Origin of the sequence: Pseudomonas lopnurensis (assembly GCF_015070855.1) — a bacterium.
GTDB classification, from domain to species: domain Bacteria; phylum Pseudomonadota; class Gammaproteobacteria; order Pseudomonadales; family Pseudomonadaceae; genus Stutzerimonas; species Stutzerimonas lopnurensis.
The window spans coordinates 16,420-32,210 of the sequence record NZ_JADDIX010000048.1 but is presented as its reverse complement, the minus strand read 5'-3'; the positions used below and the strand labels follow the sequence as shown (position 1 = coordinate 32,210).

At 63.9% G+C, this 15,791-nt stretch carries 13 protein-coding genes, 2 tRNA genes and 1 pseudogene; 3 read left to right on the top strand and 13 right to left on the bottom strand.

What is annotated here, in order from left to right; translation table 11 throughout:
* Positions 1–767 (bottom strand): electron transfer flavoprotein subunit alpha/FixB family protein (locus IN820_RS09405; protein WP_193679831.1); only part of this gene is annotated, 767 nt, incomplete at its 3' end.
* Entirely contained in the window at positions 768–1,517 is a 750-nt protein-coding gene (locus tag IN820_RS09400) for an electron transfer flavoprotein subunit beta/FixA family protein (protein ID WP_193680721.1), read from the bottom strand.
* A gap of 323 nt (positions 1,518–1,840) precedes the next feature.
* Between IN820_RS09400 and IN820_RS09395 the strand changes: the two genes are divergently transcribed.
* The gene (locus IN820_RS09395; RefSeq protein WP_193680720.1) at positions 1,841–3,496 is read left to right on the top strand and encodes an electron transfer flavoprotein-ubiquinone oxidoreductase; all 1,656 of its coding nucleotides are present in this window, start codon (positions 1,841–1,843) and stop codon (positions 3,494–3,496) included.
* A 161-nt stretch (positions 3,497–3,657) separates the two neighbouring features.
* Here IN820_RS09395 and IN820_RS22575 read toward each other — a convergent pair.
* From IN820_RS22575 to IN820_RS09385, 3 genes and pseudogenes are all read right to left on the bottom strand, one after another.
* A pseudogene (locus tag IN820_RS22575) lies at positions 3,658–3,879 on the bottom strand (IS5/IS1182 family transposase); the annotation flags it as partial.
* Between the two features lie 327 nt (positions 3,880–4,206).
* Positions 4,207–4,283, bottom strand: a tRNA-Asp gene (locus tag IN820_RS09390).
* 38 nt (positions 4,284–4,321) lie between these two features.
* Positions 4,322–4,397: transfer RNA gene (locus tag IN820_RS09385), tRNA-Val, on the bottom strand.
* A 263-nt stretch (positions 4,398–4,660) separates the two neighbouring features.
* Here IN820_RS09385 and IN820_RS09380 point away from each other — a divergent pair.
* Positions 4,661–5,296, top strand: a complete 636-nt coding sequence (locus tag IN820_RS09380) for a type II secretion system protein N (RefSeq protein ID WP_193680719.1) — start codon at positions 4,661–4,663, stop codon at positions 5,294–5,296.
* Positions 5,297–5,299: 3 nt separating this feature from the next.
* The gene (gspD, locus tag IN820_RS09375) at positions 5,300–7,234 is read left to right on the top strand and encodes a type II secretion system secretin GspD (RefSeq protein ID WP_193680718.1); all 1,935 of its coding nucleotides are present in this window, start codon (positions 5,300–5,302) and stop codon (positions 7,232–7,234) included.
* 498 nt (positions 7,235–7,732) lie between these two features.
* Here the strand turns inward: gspD and IN820_RS09370 are convergent, their stop codons facing one another.
* The 8 genes from IN820_RS09370 to truA form a co-directional block, all read right to left on the bottom strand.
* Entirely contained in the window at positions 7,733–8,944 is a 1,212-nt protein-coding gene (locus IN820_RS09370) for an O-succinylhomoserine sulfhydrylase (protein WP_193680717.1), read from the bottom strand.
* Positions 8,945–8,959: 15 nt separating this feature from the next.
* Complete coding sequence (gene purF / locus IN820_RS09365; RefSeq protein WP_193680716.1) at positions 8,960–10,465, bottom strand: amidophosphoribosyltransferase; 1,506 nt, start codon at positions 10,463–10,465, stop codon at positions 8,960–8,962.
* Between the two features lie 71 nt (positions 10,466–10,536).
* The gene (locus tag IN820_RS09360; RefSeq protein ID WP_193680715.1) at positions 10,537–11,049 is read right to left on the bottom strand and encodes a CvpA family protein; all 513 of its coding nucleotides are present in this window, start codon (positions 11,047–11,049) and stop codon (positions 10,537–10,539) included.
* A 153-nt stretch (positions 11,050–11,202) separates the two neighbouring features.
* Positions 11,203–11,829 (bottom strand): SPOR domain-containing protein, encoded by a 627-nt coding sequence (locus tag IN820_RS09355; protein ID WP_193680714.1) that lies wholly within the window; start codon positions 11,827–11,829, stop codon positions 11,203–11,205.
* Complete coding sequence (folC, locus tag IN820_RS09350; protein ID WP_193680713.1) at positions 11,813–13,117, bottom strand: bifunctional tetrahydrofolate synthase/dihydrofolate synthase; 1,305 nt, start codon at positions 13,115–13,117, stop codon at positions 11,813–11,815. Before folC ends, IN820_RS09355 begins: the two co-directional genes overlap by 17 nt.
* Positions 13,114–14,007 carry an acetyl-CoA carboxylase, carboxyltransferase subunit beta gene (gene accD / locus IN820_RS09345; protein WP_193680712.1) on the bottom strand — a complete coding sequence of 298 codons (894 nt, stop codon included), beginning with the start codon at positions 14,005–14,007 and terminating at the stop codon, positions 13,114–13,116. Before accD ends, folC begins: the two co-directional genes overlap by 4 nt.
* Positions 14,008–14,222: 215 nt before the next feature.
* Positions 14,223–14,846 (bottom strand): phosphoribosylanthranilate isomerase, encoded by a 624-nt coding sequence (locus tag IN820_RS09340; protein ID WP_193680711.1) that lies wholly within the window; start codon positions 14,844–14,846, stop codon positions 14,223–14,225.
* 80 nt (positions 14,847–14,926) lie between these two features.
* Positions 14,927–15,790 (bottom strand): tRNA pseudouridine(38-40) synthase TruA, encoded by an 864-nt coding sequence (gene truA, locus IN820_RS09335; protein ID WP_193680710.1) that lies wholly within the window; start codon positions 15,788–15,790, stop codon positions 14,927–14,929.
* Position 15,791: the final 1 nt, after the last annotated feature.

Below are 15,791 nucleotides of genomic sequence, written 5' to 3'. Positions count from 1 at the left end.
GCGATGTACAGCTGCGGCGCGACGATCTTGCCGGTCTGGCCGACCTGCATGTCGTTCGGCACGAAACCGGCATCGACCGCGGCACGCGAGGCGCCGACTGCCGCGCCGAGCTTGTCGGCCAGCGAGTACAGGTGCTTGAAGTTCTCGCCGTTCTGCATGCCGCGACCACCGGAAACGACGATCTTGGCAGCGGTCAGTTCGGGACGGTCGGACTTGGCCAGCTCTTCGCCGACGAAGGCGGACTTGCCGGCGTCACCAGTGCCGGCGATCTGCTCGACCACAGCCGAACCACCGGTGGCATTCACGGCATCGAAGCCGGTGGCACGCACGGTGATGACCTTGATCGCGGCGCTGGACTGCACGGTCGCGATGGCGTTACCCGCGTAGATCGGGCGCTTGAAGGTGTCCGGGCTTTCCACCGAAATGATTTCGGAAATCTGGTCGACGTCCAGCTGGGCGGCGACGCGCGGCAGGAAGTTCTTGCCGTTGGTGGTGGCAGCCGCCAGCACGTGGCTGTAATTGGATGCCAGGCCGGCGATCAGCGGCGCGACGTTTTCCGGCAGTTGGTTGGCGTAGGCGGCATCGTCGGCGACCAGCACCTTGGCCACGCCTTCGATCTGCGCGGCCGCCTCGCCGATGGCGCCGCAGCCGCTACCGGCCACCAGCACGTGGATGTCTCCGCCGATCTTGGCAGCGGCAGCGACGGTGTTCAGAGTAGCGGCCGCGAGGACGGCATTGTTGTGTTCAGCGATAACCAGGATAGCCATTTAGATTACCTTCGCCTCGTTCTTCAATTTCTCGACCAGTTCAGCCACGGACTTGACCTTGATGCCGGCGCTGCGGCCGGCCGGCGCTTCGACTTTCAGGGTCTTCACGGTGGAAGTGGTGGTGACGCCCAGCGCATCGGGGGTCAGCACTTCCAGCGGCTTCTTCTTGGCCTTCATGATGTTCGGCAGCGAGGCGTAGCGCGGCTCGTTCAGGCGCAGGTCGGTGGTGACGATCGCCGGCAGGTTCAGCGCAACGGTCTGCAGGCCGCCGTCGATTTCGCGAGTGACGTTGACCTTGTCGCCCGCCACTTCCACCTTCGAGGCGAAGGTGCCCTGGGCGTAACCGGTCAGTGCGCCGAGCATCTGCCCGGTCTGGTTGTTGTCGCTGTCGATCGCCTGCTTGCCGAGGATGACCAGTTGCGGCTGCTCCTTGTCGACCACCGCCTTGAGCAACTTGGCCACGGCCAGGGAATTCAGTTCCTCGCTGGACTCGACCAGCACGGCGCGGTCGGCGCCCAGTGCCAGCGCGGTGCGCAGTTGCTCCTGGGCAGCGGTCGGACCGATGGAGACGACAACGATTTCGCTCGCCACGCCCTTCTCTTTCAGGCGCACGGCTTCTTCCACGGCGATTTCGCAGAAGGGGTTCATCGACATCTTGACGTTGGCGAGATCGACGCCGGACTCGTCCGCCTTGACGCGAACCTTGACGTTGTAGTCGACCACTCGTTTGACAGCTACAAGAACCTTCATGGATTCCTCGTTACTCTCCGGTGAATAGAATTTCGCCGAGGCGAACCGAGCCTTGCTCGTGGCTTGGTACATTAGCCGTTGCCCTGTTCGGCGAGCGCGAACTGTCCGTATCTTGACTGCACCCTGCGGACGGGGTCAACAACGCATATGGCCCGTCATAAGCGGCAGTTGCGCGATTCTAGCAGGCTTCCGGAAAATTCAAACAAACGTTTGTATTGGACCGACCCGAGCGTCTATATATAATGCGCCGGCCCGGCTCGGTCAGGGAATGACCATAGCCCTCCATCTTATATAACAACCAAGCCCTGAGTAGGAGAAAGCCTATGGAACGCGAATACATGGAATTCGACGTCGTTATCGTCGGCGCCGGCCCCGCAGGCCTATCCGCAGCCTGCCGCCTGAAGCAGAAAGCCGCCGATGCCGGCCAGGAAATCAGCGTATGCGTCGTCGAAAAGGGCTCCGAAGTAGGCGCCCATATCCTTTCCGGCGCCGTCTTCGAGCCGCGCGCACTGAGCGAACTCTTCCCGGACTGGAAGGAACTCGGCGCGCCGCTGAACGCCCCGGTCAAGCGTGACGACATCTACCTGCTCAAGAGCGCCGATACTGCCAGCAAGTTGCCCGCCGCACTGGTCCCCAAGACCATGCACAACGAAGGCAACTACATCATTTCCCTCGGCAACCTGTGCCGCTGGCTGGCCCAGCAGGCCGAGAACCTCGGCGTCGAGATCTACCCCGGCTTCGCCGCCCAGGAAGCGCTGATCGACGACAATGGCGTGGTGCGCGGCATCGTCACCGGCGATCTCGGCGTCGATCGCGAAGGCAACCCGAAGGAAGGCATGTTCACCCCGGGCATGGAACTGCGGGCCAAGTACACCCTGTTCGCCGAAGGCTGCCGCGGGCACATCGGCAAACAACTGATCAACCGTTTCCAGCTCAACGCCAATGTCGATCCGCAGCACTACGGCATCGGCATCAAGGAGCTCTGGGACATCGACCCGGCCAAGCACGAGCAGGGCCTGGTGGTGCATACCGCGGGCTGGCCGCTGGACGACGAAAACACCGGTGGCTCCTTCCTCTATCACCTGGAGAACAACCAGGTGGTGGTGGGGCTGATCGTCGATCTTTCCTACAGCAACCCGCACCTGTCGCCGTTCGATGAGTTCCAGCGCTACAAGCATCACCCAGTGATCAGGCAGTATCTCGAAGGCGGCAAGCGCGTTTCCTATGGGGCCCGCGCCATCGCCAAGGGCGGCATCAACTCCCTGCCGAAGATGGTCTTCAAGGGTGGCGCACTGATCGGCTGCGATGCCGGCACGCTGAACTTCGCCAAGATCAAGGGCAGCCACACGGCCATGAAGTCCGGCATGCTGGCGGCCGAAGCGGTGGCCGATGCACTGTTCGCCGGTCGCGAGGGCGGCGACGAACTGAGCGGCTACGAAGAGGGTTTCAAGAACAGCTGGCTGTACGACGAGCTGTACAAGAGCCGCAACTTCGGCGCGGCGATCCACAAGTGGGGCGCGATCAAGGGTGGTGCGTTCAACTTCATCGATCAGAACATCTTCGGCGGCAAGATCCCCTTCACGCTGCACGACACCAAGCCGGACCATGCCTGCCTGAAGCCGGCCGCCGAGGCGAAGAAGATCGATTACCCGAAGCCGGACGGCAAGCTCAGCTTCGACAAGCTCAGCTCGGTGTTCCTCTCCAACACCAACCACGAAGAGGACCAGCCGGTTCACCTGAAGCTGACCGATCCGAACATCCCGATCGACAAGAACCTTCCGCTGTACGACGAGCCCGCACAGCGCTACTGCCCGGCAGGCGTGTACGAAGTGGTCGACAACGACGACGGCAGCAAGCGCTTCCAGATCAATGCGCAGAACTGCGTGCACTGCAAGACCTGCGATATCAAGGACCCGGCGCAGAACATCACCTGGGTGGCACCGGAAGGCACCGGCGGGCCGAATTACCCCAACATGTAAAACGAAAGACCCCTACGCAGGCTGTATGTAACTCCCGGCCTGCAGTGTCAACAAACGCCCCGACTCGTTCGGGGCGTTTGCATTTCAAGTGCGCGCCAAATGAAAGGCACGTGAGTCGCTTATCGGCAGGGCATTGCATTGAGCCCCGGATAACCTCGATATTGCTGACACTCGACCTCCAGGCGCCGGGAAGAGCGGATGCACTGAAAGTAGCCGTACAGGTAAAACCTGAGCAAAATCCGCCGACCCATAGGCTGACCGCCGACTTCTTTCGGAATCGCCTTGCCGAAGCCAAGCGCCCAGAGATCCAGTCGCGCCACATAGGCATCGATCACGCGAACCAGGCGGTTCTCGGAAGCCAGGTCTTCAAGCGATTCAGGGAACGCCCCGTGAGATCACCCTGAAGCAGGCATAACGAAAGGCTCTGTCCCAATTGCGTATTGCTCGAATTGTCGAGGTGTTCTGAGCGTCCGTAGGAGCGGGCCGTGCCCGCGAAGCTTTGCGCGCCGGAATATTCGCGGGCACGGCCCGCTCCCTACAGGGGTACGTCTATCCGCAACAGCCAGCTCAGACATAGCCTAACGAAAATGCCCCGTATCTCCGGAGATACGGGGCATTGTCTTGAACCACTGCGCAAACTGCTGGTTTCACACAGCCTGCGAAGGAGCTTTTCGTAGCCCGGAGCCGTTCAGCAAGCTCTCGAGCGAATATGGCGCAGCGGACGGGACTCGAACCCGCGACCCCCGGCGTGACAGGCCGGTATTCTAACCGACTGAACTACCGCTGCGCGTCGGCCGGACTTTCGTCCGTAAATCTCGCAAAGGTTGGTGGCTGATGACGGGATCGAACCGCCGACCCCCTGCGTGTGATGCAGGTGCTCTCCCAGCTGAGCTAATCAGCCGATCGCCTTGCGAGGCGCGCAATTTACTCACCCCCCGGAGCTAAGTCAACAACGGCATTGGATTTTTTTCATAAAAACATGGTCGACTACCATTGCCGCACAGCTTTGCAACCTCCACGGGGCACCAAGAGCCAACCGGGATGTCATTGTCCTGAGGATTCGCTGCGCCAACGCCAAAGGTGTTCTCGAAAGTCCGTAGCGCCCGAAGCGAGACTGGCCGCGAATGAAGGGAACCAACAACAAGGCGTCACGGAGTATTTCGCTTGTCATTGCCAGGAAAGCTGCACAACTACCGGCACCGTATCCCTTTGATCGTCAGCGCCCTGCTGCTGTGCGCGTTCGCCTTCTACCTGGCCACGCAGATCGAACAATGGCTGCGCCTGGTCCGCGCCCCGACCCCGACAGGAGGCGACGAGCAAGCGGTCGGCAATCTCGCCCAACCCGACCTGCAACGACTGGAAACGCTCTTCGGCGCGGCCACGACGGATGCAAGCTACGCACCCACAGCCGCCGATACCGGTCTTATGCTGCGGGGCAGCTTCGTGCATGCCGAACCGCAGCGCTCCAGCGCCATCATCCAGCTCGAAGGCCAGCCTCCGCGCCTTTACTGGCAGGGTGAGGCGCTGGACAGCGGCGTCAGCCTGCATGGCGTTTATCCGGACCGGGTGGAAATCCTGCGCAATGGCCGTGTCGAGACCCTGTATTTCCCACAGGTCCGCTCGCTGGACTACATCCCGGCCGAGCCGGCCTACCTGGACGAACAACCCTATGCCGAGCCACAGGACCAGGACACGCAGGCGATGCAACAACAGATGGATGCCCTGCGCCAGCAACTCGAAGAAGCCGTGAACCCGACGGACACCGTGCCCTCCAACGACCAGCCCATGGAAGACGATTGACCGATGCCCAAGCCCCTCTCGCGATCGCTGCTCGCCCTGCTCGTCACCGGCCTGCTGGCCGCTTCCCTGCCCCTGAGCGCTGCCGAGCCGGGCATCGAGCCCAGCACTGGCCAGCAGGAAGGCTGGACCATAAACCTCAAGGATGCCGACATCCGCGCCTTCATCGACCAGATCAGCCAGCTCAGCGGGCAGACCTTCATCGTCGACCCGCGGGTCAAGGGCCAGGTCAGCGTGGTCTCGAACGCGACCCTGTCGCTGAGCGAGGTCTACCAGCTGTTCCTCTCGGTAATGGCGACGCACGGCTTCAGCGTGCTCACGCAGGGCGAGGTCGCGCGTATCGTACCCAACGCCGAAGCCCGAGCCGAAGCCGGCGGCGGCCCCAGCGGCGGCGATCAGCTGGAAACGCGGCTTATCCAGGTGCAACACACGTCCGCCGTCGACCTGATTCCACTGATCCGCCCGCTGGTTCCGCAGTACGGCCACCTTGCCGCGGTCTCCTCGGCGAATGCGCTGATCATCAGCGACCGCAGCGCCAACATCGCCCGCATCCAGGACCTGGTGCGCCAGCTCGACCAGGCCGAAACCGACGACTACGGCGTGCTCAACCTCCAGCACGGCTGGGCGGTGGACATTGCCGAAGTGCTGAGAAACGCGCTGATCCGCGGCGAAGCGAAAAGCCCGTCCGGCGTGCAGATCATCGCCGACTCGCGCACCAACCGGCTGATCTTCATCGGCCCCCGCGACGCACGTGGCAAGCTTTCCGCGCTGGCCCAGAGCCTGGATACGCCGACGACACGCTCAGCCAACACCCGCGTGATTCGCCTGCGCCACAACGATGCCGGATCGCTGGCCGAAACCCTCGGCGACATCTCCGAGGGCCTGACCAATCCCGACGGCGGCGAAGCCGCGACAGGCAGGCCACAGAACATCCTGATCCGTGCCGACGAGAGCCTCAATGCCCTGGTGCTGCTGGCCGATCCGGAGCTGATCGGCACCTTGGAGAGCATCGTCCGCCAGTTGGACGTGCCGCGCGCGCAGGTCATGGTGGAAGCCGCCATCGTCGAGGTTTCCGGCGACATCACCGACGCCCTAGGCGTGCAATGGGCCATCGACGCACGCGGCAGCACCGGTGGTGCCGGCGGCGTGAGCTTCGGCAATACGGGCATTTCGGTGGGCAGCGTACTGAACGCCATCAGCGAGAACGAAATTCCGAACAACCTGCCCGACGGCGCGATCATCGGCATCGGTACCCGCAGCTTCGGCGCACTGGTCACCGCACTGTCGGCCAACAGCAAGAGCAACCTGCTGTCGACCCCGAGCCTGCTGACCCTGGACAACCAGGAGGCGGAGATACTCGTCGGCCAGAACGTACCCTTCCAGACCGGCTCCTATACCACCGACGCCTCGGGCGCCAACAACCCCTTCACCACCATCGAGCGCCAGGACATCGGCGTCACGCTCAAGGTCACGCCGCATATCAACGAAGGCGCCACGCTGCGCCTGCAGATCGAGCAGGAAATTTCCTCGATCGCGCCCAGTGCCAGCCTGACCGCCCAGGCGGTGGACCTGGTGACCAACAAGCGCGCGATCAAGAGCACCATCCTCGCCGAGGATGGCCAGGTGATCGTGCTCGGCGGTCTGATTCAGGACGATGTCACCCGCACCAATGCGAAGGTGCCGCTGCTGGGCGACATCCCGCTGCTCGGCGCACTGTTCCGCTCGACCCAGGAAACCCACATCAAGCGCAACCTGATGGTCTTCCTGCGCCCGACGGTAATCCGCGACCGTGCCGGCCTGGCCGCCCTGTCCGGGAAGAAGTACAGCGACATCCGGGTGATCGAGACCGACTCGGCGAGCCCGACGATCCTGCCGGCCAATCCGACCCAGCTTTTCGACGGACAGGGCGAACCGGCACCGGCGATCGACCTGCGGCAGTGAGAAGGCGGACATCCAGCGACTGTCGAGATTCAGCCAGGCCCAACGCCGCCGTGAAGCGGACAGCACTTGCGCTACCCGCAGGGTGCACCTCCGCGCACCGCATACACCGGGAACAGGCCTATCGCACGCCGTGCAAGTGAAACCCTGTTTATGCCCACCAGACGCGTGGGCAAGGTCAGCGGCAGAATACTTCGTGTAGGGAGCCAGCTTGCTGGCGTCGGAGTCATGCGTCGCCGCGGTTCGCCCGCAAGCGGGCCCCTACAGGGGGCAAAAGGGTAATCCGCGTTTATGCCCATCAGGCGCGTGGGCAAGTCAGCGGCAGAATACTTCGTGTAAGGAGCCAGCTTGCTGGCGATCGCAGTCATGCGTCGCCGCGGTTCGCCCGCAAGCGGGCTCCCACAGGGGGCAAGAAGGGTAATCCGCGTTTATGCCCACCAGACGCGTGGACAAGGCTTCGCCGTTGCCCACCCTACGCAGGCCGGCAGCGCAGTGGAGCGGTCAGAGCGCCACCAGGCCCCGGACCAGGTCGGCCTGGATGTCAGCGACGTCTTCCAGGCCCACCGCGACGCGGATCAGGCTGTCGCGGATGCCCGCCGCCTCGCGTTCCTGCGGAGTCAGGCGACCGTGTGAGGTGCTGGCCGGGTGGGCGATGGTGGTCTTGCTGTCGCCCAGGTTGGTGGTGATGGAGATCATCCGGGTGGCGTCGATGAAGCGCCAGGCGCCCTCCTTGCCGCCCTTGACCTCGAAGCTCACCACCGCACCGAAGCCACTCATCTGGCGCTTGGCCAGTTCGTGCTGCGGGTGGCTCGGCAGGCCGACGTAGTGGACCTTCTCCACGCCTTCCTGCTGTTCCAGCCATTCGGCGAGCGTCTGGGCGCTTTCGCAGTGCGCACGCATGCGCAGCTTGAGGGTTTCCAGGCCCTTGGTGAAGACCCAGGCATTGAACGGGCTGAGGGTCGGGCCGGCGGTACGCAGGAAGCCCACCACTTCTTTCATCTGCTCGCTGCGCCCGGCCACCACTCCCCCCATGCAACGACCCTGGCCGTCGATGAACTTGGTTGCCGAATGGAACACGATGTCAGCGCCGAGCTTGAGCGGCTGCTGCAGCGCCGGCGTGCTGAAGCAGTTGTCCACCACCAGCATGACGCCACGGGCGTGGGCGATCTCGGCCAGCGCGGCGATGTCCACCAGTTCCGCCAGCGGGTTGGAAGGCGACTCGACGATCAGCAGCTTGGTGTTGGCCTTGATGGCCTTTTCCCAGCCGGCGAGATCGGCCAGCGGTACGTAGTCCACCTGCACACCGAAGCGCTTGAAGTACTTCTCGAACAGACTGATGGTCGAGCCGAATACGCTCTGCGACACCAGCACATGGTCGCCGGCGCTGCACAGCGACATGACCACGGCGAGGATCGCAGCCATGCCGGTGGAGGTGCCCACGGCCTGCTCGGCGCCCTCCATCGCCGCCAGGCGCTCCTCGAAGGCGCGCACGGAGGGGTTGGTGTAGCGCGAGTAGACGTTGCCCGGCGCCTCGCCGGCAAAGCGCGCGGCCGCATCGGCGGCCGTGCGGAAGACATAGCTGGAAGTCAGGAACAGCGCTTCGCTGTGCTCGGCCTCCGGTGTACGGTTCTGACCGGCGCGCACCGCCAGGGTGTCGAAGCCGACACCCTCGAGGTCGCTGTCCAGCCGCCCGGCATCCCATTGATCCGTCATGCCGTCGCTCCCAAATCAGTTGTTGTACAGATCGATGATCGCACTGACGGCGTTGGTCTTGGCCTTGCTCAGGTCATTGCGTGCCTGTTCGATCTTGTGCAGATAGGCTTCGTCGATGTCGCCGGTGATGTACTTGCCATCGAATACCGCGCAGTCGAAATTCTCGATCTTGACCTTGCCGCCGCCCACCGCATCGATGAGGTCTTCCAGGTCCTGGTAGACCAGCCAGTCGGCGCCGATCAGCTCGGCGACTTCTTCGGTGGTGCGATTGTGCGCGATCAGTTCGTGGGCGCTGGGCATGTCGATGCCATACACGTTCGGGTAACGCACCGCCGGCGCCGCCGAGCAGAAATAGACGTTCTTCGCACCCGCTTCACGGGCCATCTGGATGATCTGCTTGCAGGTGGTGCCGCGCACGATGGAGTCGTCCACCAGCATCACGTTCTTGCCGCGGAACTCGAGATCGATGGCGTTCAGCTTCTGGCGTACCGACTTCTTGCGCGCGGCCTGGCCCGGCATGATGAAGGTCCGCCCGATGTAGCGGTTCTTGACGAAACCTTCGCGGAACTTCACGCCCAGGCGATTGGCCAGCTCCAGCGCGGCGGTGCGGCTGGTGTCGGGAATCGGGATGACCACGTCGATATCGTGCTCGGGGCGCTCACGCAGGATCTTGTCGGCCAGCTTCTCGCCCATGCGCAGGCGCGCCTTGTACACCGAGACGCCGTCCATCAGGGAGTCGGAGCGCGCCAGGTAGACGTATTCGAAGATGCACGGTGCGAGCTTCGGCGCATCCGCGCACTGGCGGGTGAACAGCTTGCCATCGGTGGTGATGTACACCGCTTCGCCGGGAGCCAGATCACGGATCAGGGTGAAGCCCAGCACATCGAGCGACACGCTTTCCGAGGCGATCATGTATTCCACGCCCTCATCGGTATGGCGCTGGCCGAAGACGATCGGACGGATCGCGTTGGGATCGCGGAAGCCGACGATGCCGTAGCCGGTCACCATCGCCACCACCGCATAGCCTCCGCGGCAACGCTCATGGACCTTGCTCACGGCGGCGAACACGTCTTCCTCGGTCGGCTGCAGCTTGCCACGCACCGCCAGCTCATGGGCGAACACGTTGAGCAGCACTTCCGAATCGGAGTTGGTGTTCACGTGACGCAGGTCCGACTCGTAGATTTCCTTGGTCAGCTGGTCGACGTTGGTCAGGTTGCCGTTGTGCGCCAGGGTGATGCCGTACGGCGAGTTGACGTAGAACGGCTGGGCCTCGGCGGAGCTGGAGCTGCCGGCGGTGGGATAACGGATATGGCCGATGCCCATGTTGCCGACCAGGCGCTGCATGTGGCGCTGCTGGAACACATCGCGAACCAGCCCGTTGTCCTTGCGCAGGAACAGGCGACCGTCATGGCTGGTCACGATACCGGCTGCGTCCTGGCCGCGGTGCTGCAGTACGGTAAGCGCGTCATACAGCGCCTGATTGACGTTCGACTTACCGACGATGCCGACAATGCCACACATGCAAGGAACCTCTCAGTTGTTACAGGCTGATCCGGAAGCCGCGGCACGCCGAGCCTCCGTGGAATAAGGGCTCAACGGGGAACGTCGAGCGAACCGGCGAACCATTGGCCGCTGAACCCGAGAATGAGGTTCTTCGACCAGTCGGCGATCAATAGAAAATGCGGCAACAGGGCCGACTCGCGCCACCACAGGTCCTGCTGCACCGGCGCCAGGCTCAGCAGCCCGGCCAGCACCACGATCAGCAGCCCGCCGCGCGCGGCACCAAACACCATGCCGAGAAAACGATCGGTGCCCGACAGTCCGGTGACCCTGATCAGCTCGCCGATCAGGAAATTCACCAGGGCCCCCACCAACAGGGTGGCCACGAAGAGTATCGCGCACGCCGCAATGACCTGCGCCGAAGGCGTACCGATGTATTCGGCGAGATGATGGGACAGTGCACCACCGAACATCCAGGCGACCACGCCGGCAACGATCCAGGTGAGCAGCGAAAGCGCTTCCTTCACGAAGCCACGCTTCAAACTGATCAGACTGGATAGGGTGATAACAGCGATGATGACCCAATCGACCCAGGTGAAAGCCACGGCGTCTTCTGCAAAGGGGGAAAGGCGGCGTATTTTAGCAGAGCGCGGGGGCCGGGGTAAGCATCGCAACAGCCGTGAGCCAGACCCGGGGGTTCGTGCTTACGCGCCACTCGGCGTCGGCATCAGGCCGCGAGTGGCCTGCGCGGCCAGTTTTCAGCTTTCTTCGGGCTTGAAGCGAACGACGAAGCCGTCCAGCTTCTGCTGGCGCTGCAACTGGTCGCGCAGGCGATTGGCCTCGTTGCGTTCCACCAGCGGTCCGACGAAGACGCGGTTCATGCCATCCGCGGTACGGATATAGGCATTGTAACCCTGCGAGCGGAGGGTCTTCTGCAGGTTCTCGGCGCTGGCGCGATTGGACAGGCTGGCCAACTGGACCGACCAGCTCACCGGCAGGTTGTTGCTGTCCAGACGCGGCTCGGCCGCAGCAGGCTCGAGCGGTTCCGCCGGTGCGACGGGTTCCGCGGGCGCGATGGGCTCCACAGGCTCGATAGGCTTCGCAGGTTCGGACACTTCGCCAGCCGCAGCCGGCGCCGAGTCCTGCGCGGCCTCGTCCTCGACGATCTCGAAACCCTCGGGTACGGACTGCGGCTCGGGCACCTCGGCGGACTGCATCTCGATGGTCGCGACGCCGGGAGCTGGCGGCATCGCCGGCGCATCGACGGTAACGTGGCGCAGGTCGTCCTGCCGGTTGAACAGCATCGGTACGAAGATCACGGCCAGCGCGATCAGCACCAGCGCCCCGACCATGCGTTGCAGCAATCCTTTATCCAGCACTGCCATGCCCCTCCTCCTCAGTCCGCTCTTGCAGCCACGCCAATGCCTCGGCCACGCAGTAGAAAGAGCCGAAGACCAGCACTTCGTCAGCGTCACCGGCCTTGGCGCATTGTGCCGCCAGCGCCTGCGCGACGCTCGCATACTCGCCGACCACAGCACCACGCTCAAGCAGCGTAGCGGACAACTGGGCGGACGATCGCGTACGCGGTGTCGGCAGCGGCGCCACGGCCCAATCATCGATGCTGGGCTGCAACGCAGCGACGACACCGTCCAGGTCCTTGTCCGCCAGCAGGCCGAACACCGCGAGCCGCCGACCTGCCAGCGGTCGCTGCTGCAGACGCTGCGCGAGATACCCGGCAGCATGCGGATTGTGCCCGACATCCAGCAGCAGCGAGACGTCGCGACCCTGCCAGGTCAAGCGCCGGCGATCGAGCCGGCCTGCCACGCGCGTCCGCGCCAGCGCCTCGGCCATGGCTGCGAAATCCCAGGGCAGGCCGAGCAAGGCATAGGCCTGCAAGGCGAGCGCCGCGTTTTCCATGGGCAGGGAGAGCAACGGCAGCCCGTGCAGCTCCAGGGGTTCACCCGCCGGACCGACGCCCCGCCAGTGCCATGCCTCGGGATCGATCGCCAGGTCAAAATCCCGCCCGCGCAACAGCAGCGGCGCTTTCAGCGCATCGGCCTGCTCCAGCAGTGGCGCCGGAACATCCAGGTCGCCACACAGCGCCGGCTTGTCGGCGCGCAGGATGCCGGCCTTTTCGTAGGCGACGCTTTCGCGGCTGTCGCCCAGCCAGTCGGCATGATCCAGGCCGATGTTGGTGACCACGGCCAGATCGGCATCGACCAGATTGACCGCATCGAGACGACCGCCGAGGCCGACCTCCAGCACCACGGCATCCAGCCTGGCCCGCTCGAACAGCCAGAACGCCGCGAGCGTACCCATTTCGAAATAGGTCAGCGAAACCTCGCCGCGCGCCTCTTCGACCGCCGCGAACGCCTCGCAAAGCCGGCTATCGTCGACCTCGCGTCCGGCGAGCTGGACGCGCTCGTTGTAGCGCAGCAGGTGTGGCGAACTGTAGATGCCTACCCTGAGCCCCTGACGACTCAGAAGTGACGCAATAAACGCGCAGGTGGAGCCCTTGCCGTTGGTGCCAGTAACGGTAACCACCTTCGGAGCCGGCCGCGTCAAACCAAGCCGCGAAGCGACCTCACGGGCCCGTTCCAGGCCCATGTCGATGGCTGTGGGATGCAGTTGCTCGAGATAAGCGAGCCAGTCGGCCAGACTCCGGGCGGTCATGCAGAGGCCGTTACCTGTGCAGGCTCGGCCGGGGACGGCAACTTCTGCATCTGCGCCAGCAGGCGGGACAGGCGCGAGCGCAGTTCGGAGCGTGGGATGATCAGGTCGATGGCACCGTGATCCAGCAGGAACTCGCTGCGCTGGAAGCCTTCCGGGAGTTTCTCGCGCACGGTCTGCTCGATGACGCGCGGACCGGCGAAACCGATCAGCGCCTTCGGCTCGGCCACGATCACGTCGCCAAGCATGGCCAGGCTGGCGGAAACGCCGCCGTAGACCGGGTCGGTCAGCACGGAGATGAACGGCAGGCCCTCTTCGCGCATGCGCGCCAGCACCGCAGAGGTCTTGGCCATCTGCATCAGGGAGATCAGCGCCTCCTGCATCCGGGCGCCGCCCGAAGCGGAGAAGCACACCAGCGGGCAGCGCTTTTCCAGCGCCACGTTGGCGGCACGGACGAAGCGCTCACCGACGATCGCGCCCATCGACCCCCCCATGAAGGAAAACTCGAAGGCACAGGCGACGACCGGAACGTTGACGACCTTGCCGCTCATGGCGACCAGGGCATCCTTCTCGCCGGTCTGCTTCTGCGCGGCGGAGAGGCGATCCTTGTATTTCTTGCTGTCGCGGAACTTGAGGCGATCGACGGGCTCCAGCTCGGCCGCAATTTCCTCGCGCCCTTCGGCATCGAGGAAGATATCGAGGCGGGTGCGGGCATCGATGCGCATGTGGTGCTGGCACTTCGGGCATACATCGAGGGTCTTCTCCAGTTCGGGGCGATACAGCACCGCCTCGCAGGAGGGGCACTTGTGCCACAGACCTTCGGGCACCGAGCTCTTCTGCGTCTCCGAGCGCATGATCGAAGGGATCAGTTTGTCTACCAGCCAGTTGCTCATGCTCTTGTTCTCCAAAGCTTCCAGTCCCGAGCGCAGTCGCGCCGCAGGCAGATTCATCGTTGCGATCGGAGGCATGCAAGCCCTTCCCGGTCGCGTGAGCGGTACGCCGGATGGCGCACTCGCGAAAATCCGACCCCCGCCAGGCGGCGGGAATCGCCAAACTCGGTGCTGGATCACCAGCGACTCGTTACTGGACGGCCATGGCCGTCCAGGCGTCACATGGCCGAGCGCACACGCTGGACGAAGGCCGCGACCTTGCCGGCGTCCTTGATGCCCTTGCTCGCTTCCACACCGCCGCTGACATCCACCGCGTAGGGCCTGACCTGGGCGATGGCCTGCTGGACGTTGTCCGCCGTCAGCCCCCCCGCGAGAATCAGCGGTTTGGGCAAGGTGGGTGTAATCAGCGACCAGTCGAAACGCTCGCCCGTCCCACCCGGCACGCCTGCAACGAAGGTGTCGAGCAGGATGGCGCTGGCGTTCGGATAACGTGCGATCTGCGCGGCGATATCCTCGCCATTGCCGACCCGCAACGCCTTGAACCATGGGCGGTGATAGCCTTCGCAATCGGCGGGTGACTCATCGCCGTGAAACTGCAGCAGATCCAGCGGCACCGCCTCGAGCAGCTCATTGATCTCGCAGCGACTGGCATTGACGAACAGCCCCACGGTCGTGATGAATGGCGGCAGGGCAGCGATGATCGCGCGGGCCTGCTGGACGCTCACCGCACGAGGGCTCTTGGCGTAGAACACCAGACCAATGGCATCGGCTCCCGCCTCGGCGGCCGCCAACGCATCCTCGATTCGGGTGATTCCGCAAATCTTGCTGCGAACGATCGACAACGGAGCTTACCTGCTGGAAAAGAAACCGGATGGTAACAAAAGACCCACGACCTGCAAGCGAATAGGCACCCCACGGGAAATCATCTCTGCGCGCAGTCCGGCAAGCCGGAGAGAAAATGCGGGCCGAGATAGCGTTTCGGCAGGATGAACTCCTCGGGGTATTCCACTTCCACTAGGTAGAGACCATAAGGATGCGCCGTGACGCCTCCGGTTCGACGGATGCGCGATTCCAGGACCTCCCTGGCCCATTCCACCGGCCGCTCGCCGGCGCCTATGGTCATCAGCACGCCGGCGAAGTTGCGCACCATGTGGTGCAGGAAGGCATTGGCGCGTACGTCCATGATGATCATTCGACCGTATTCGAGCAGCTCGAGGTGATGAATGGTCTTGATCGGCGACTTGGCCTGGCACTGCCTCGCGCGAAAGGCACTGAAATCATGGGTACCCACGAAGGCCCTGGCCGCGGCGCGCATCCGCTCGATGTCCAACGGACGATGATTCCAGGTCACCTCTTCGGCCATGTGTGCCGGGCGAATCTGGTCGTTGTAGATCACGTAGCGATAGCGGCGGGCCATGGCACTGAAGCGTGCATCGAAGTGGCTCGGCATCTCCTGGGCCCAGGTGACGCTGATGTCCGGCGGCAGGTTCATGTTCGCCCCCATCGTCCAGGCATGCATGCTGCGCTGTACGGGCGTGTCGAAATGCACGACCTGGCCACTCGCATGGACCAGGGCATCGGTCCGCCCGGCACAACTGAGCACGACAGGATGCCCGCCGGCCACCTTGCTCAACGCGGTTTCGAGTGATTCCTGGATCGAGGGTACGCCCGCACGCTGGCGCTGGAACCCGCGATAGCGGGAACCCTTGTATTCGACACCAAGGGCGATTCTGGAAATGCCGACGGCAGCCTTGTCGGCTGCCGCTTCGGGTACTGCCTGGGTCATG

What these genes read in the sequence shown, in the direction of transcription:
- IN820_RS09400 (WP_193680721.1), bottom strand. Translation starts at nt 1,517, where the DNA reads ATGAAGGTTCTTGTAGCTGTCAAACGAGTGGTCGACTACAACGTCAAG.
- IN820_RS09395 (WP_193680720.1), top strand. Translation starts at nt 1,841, where the DNA reads ATGGAACGCGAATACATGGAATTCGACGTCGTTATCGTCGGCGCCGGC.
- gspD (WP_193680718.1), top strand. Translation starts at nt 5,300, where the DNA reads ATGCCCAAGCCCCTCTCGCGATCGCTGCTCGCCCTGCTCGTCACCGGC.
- IN820_RS09370 (WP_193680717.1), bottom strand. Translation starts at nt 8,944, where the DNA reads ATGACGGATCAATGGGATGCCGGGCGGCTGGACAGCGACCTCGAGGGT.
- purF (WP_193680716.1), bottom strand. Translation starts at nt 10,465, where the DNA reads ATGTGTGGCATTGTCGGCATCGTCGGTAAGTCGAACGTCAATCAGGCG.
- IN820_RS09355 (WP_193680714.1), bottom strand. Translation starts at nt 11,829, where the DNA reads ATGGCAGTGCTGGATAAAGGATTGCTGCAACGCATGGTCGGGGCGCTG.
- folC (WP_193680713.1), bottom strand. Translation starts at nt 13,117, where the DNA reads ATGACCGCCCGGAGTCTGGCCGACTGGCTCGCTTATCTCGAGCAACTG.
- accD (WP_193680712.1), bottom strand. Translation starts at nt 14,007, where the DNA reads ATGAGCAACTGGCTGGTAGACAAACTGATCCCTTCGATCATGCGCTCG.
- truA (WP_193680710.1), bottom strand. Translation starts at nt 15,790, where the DNA reads ATGACCCAGGCAGTACCCGAAGCGGCAGCCGACAAGGCTGCCGTCGGC.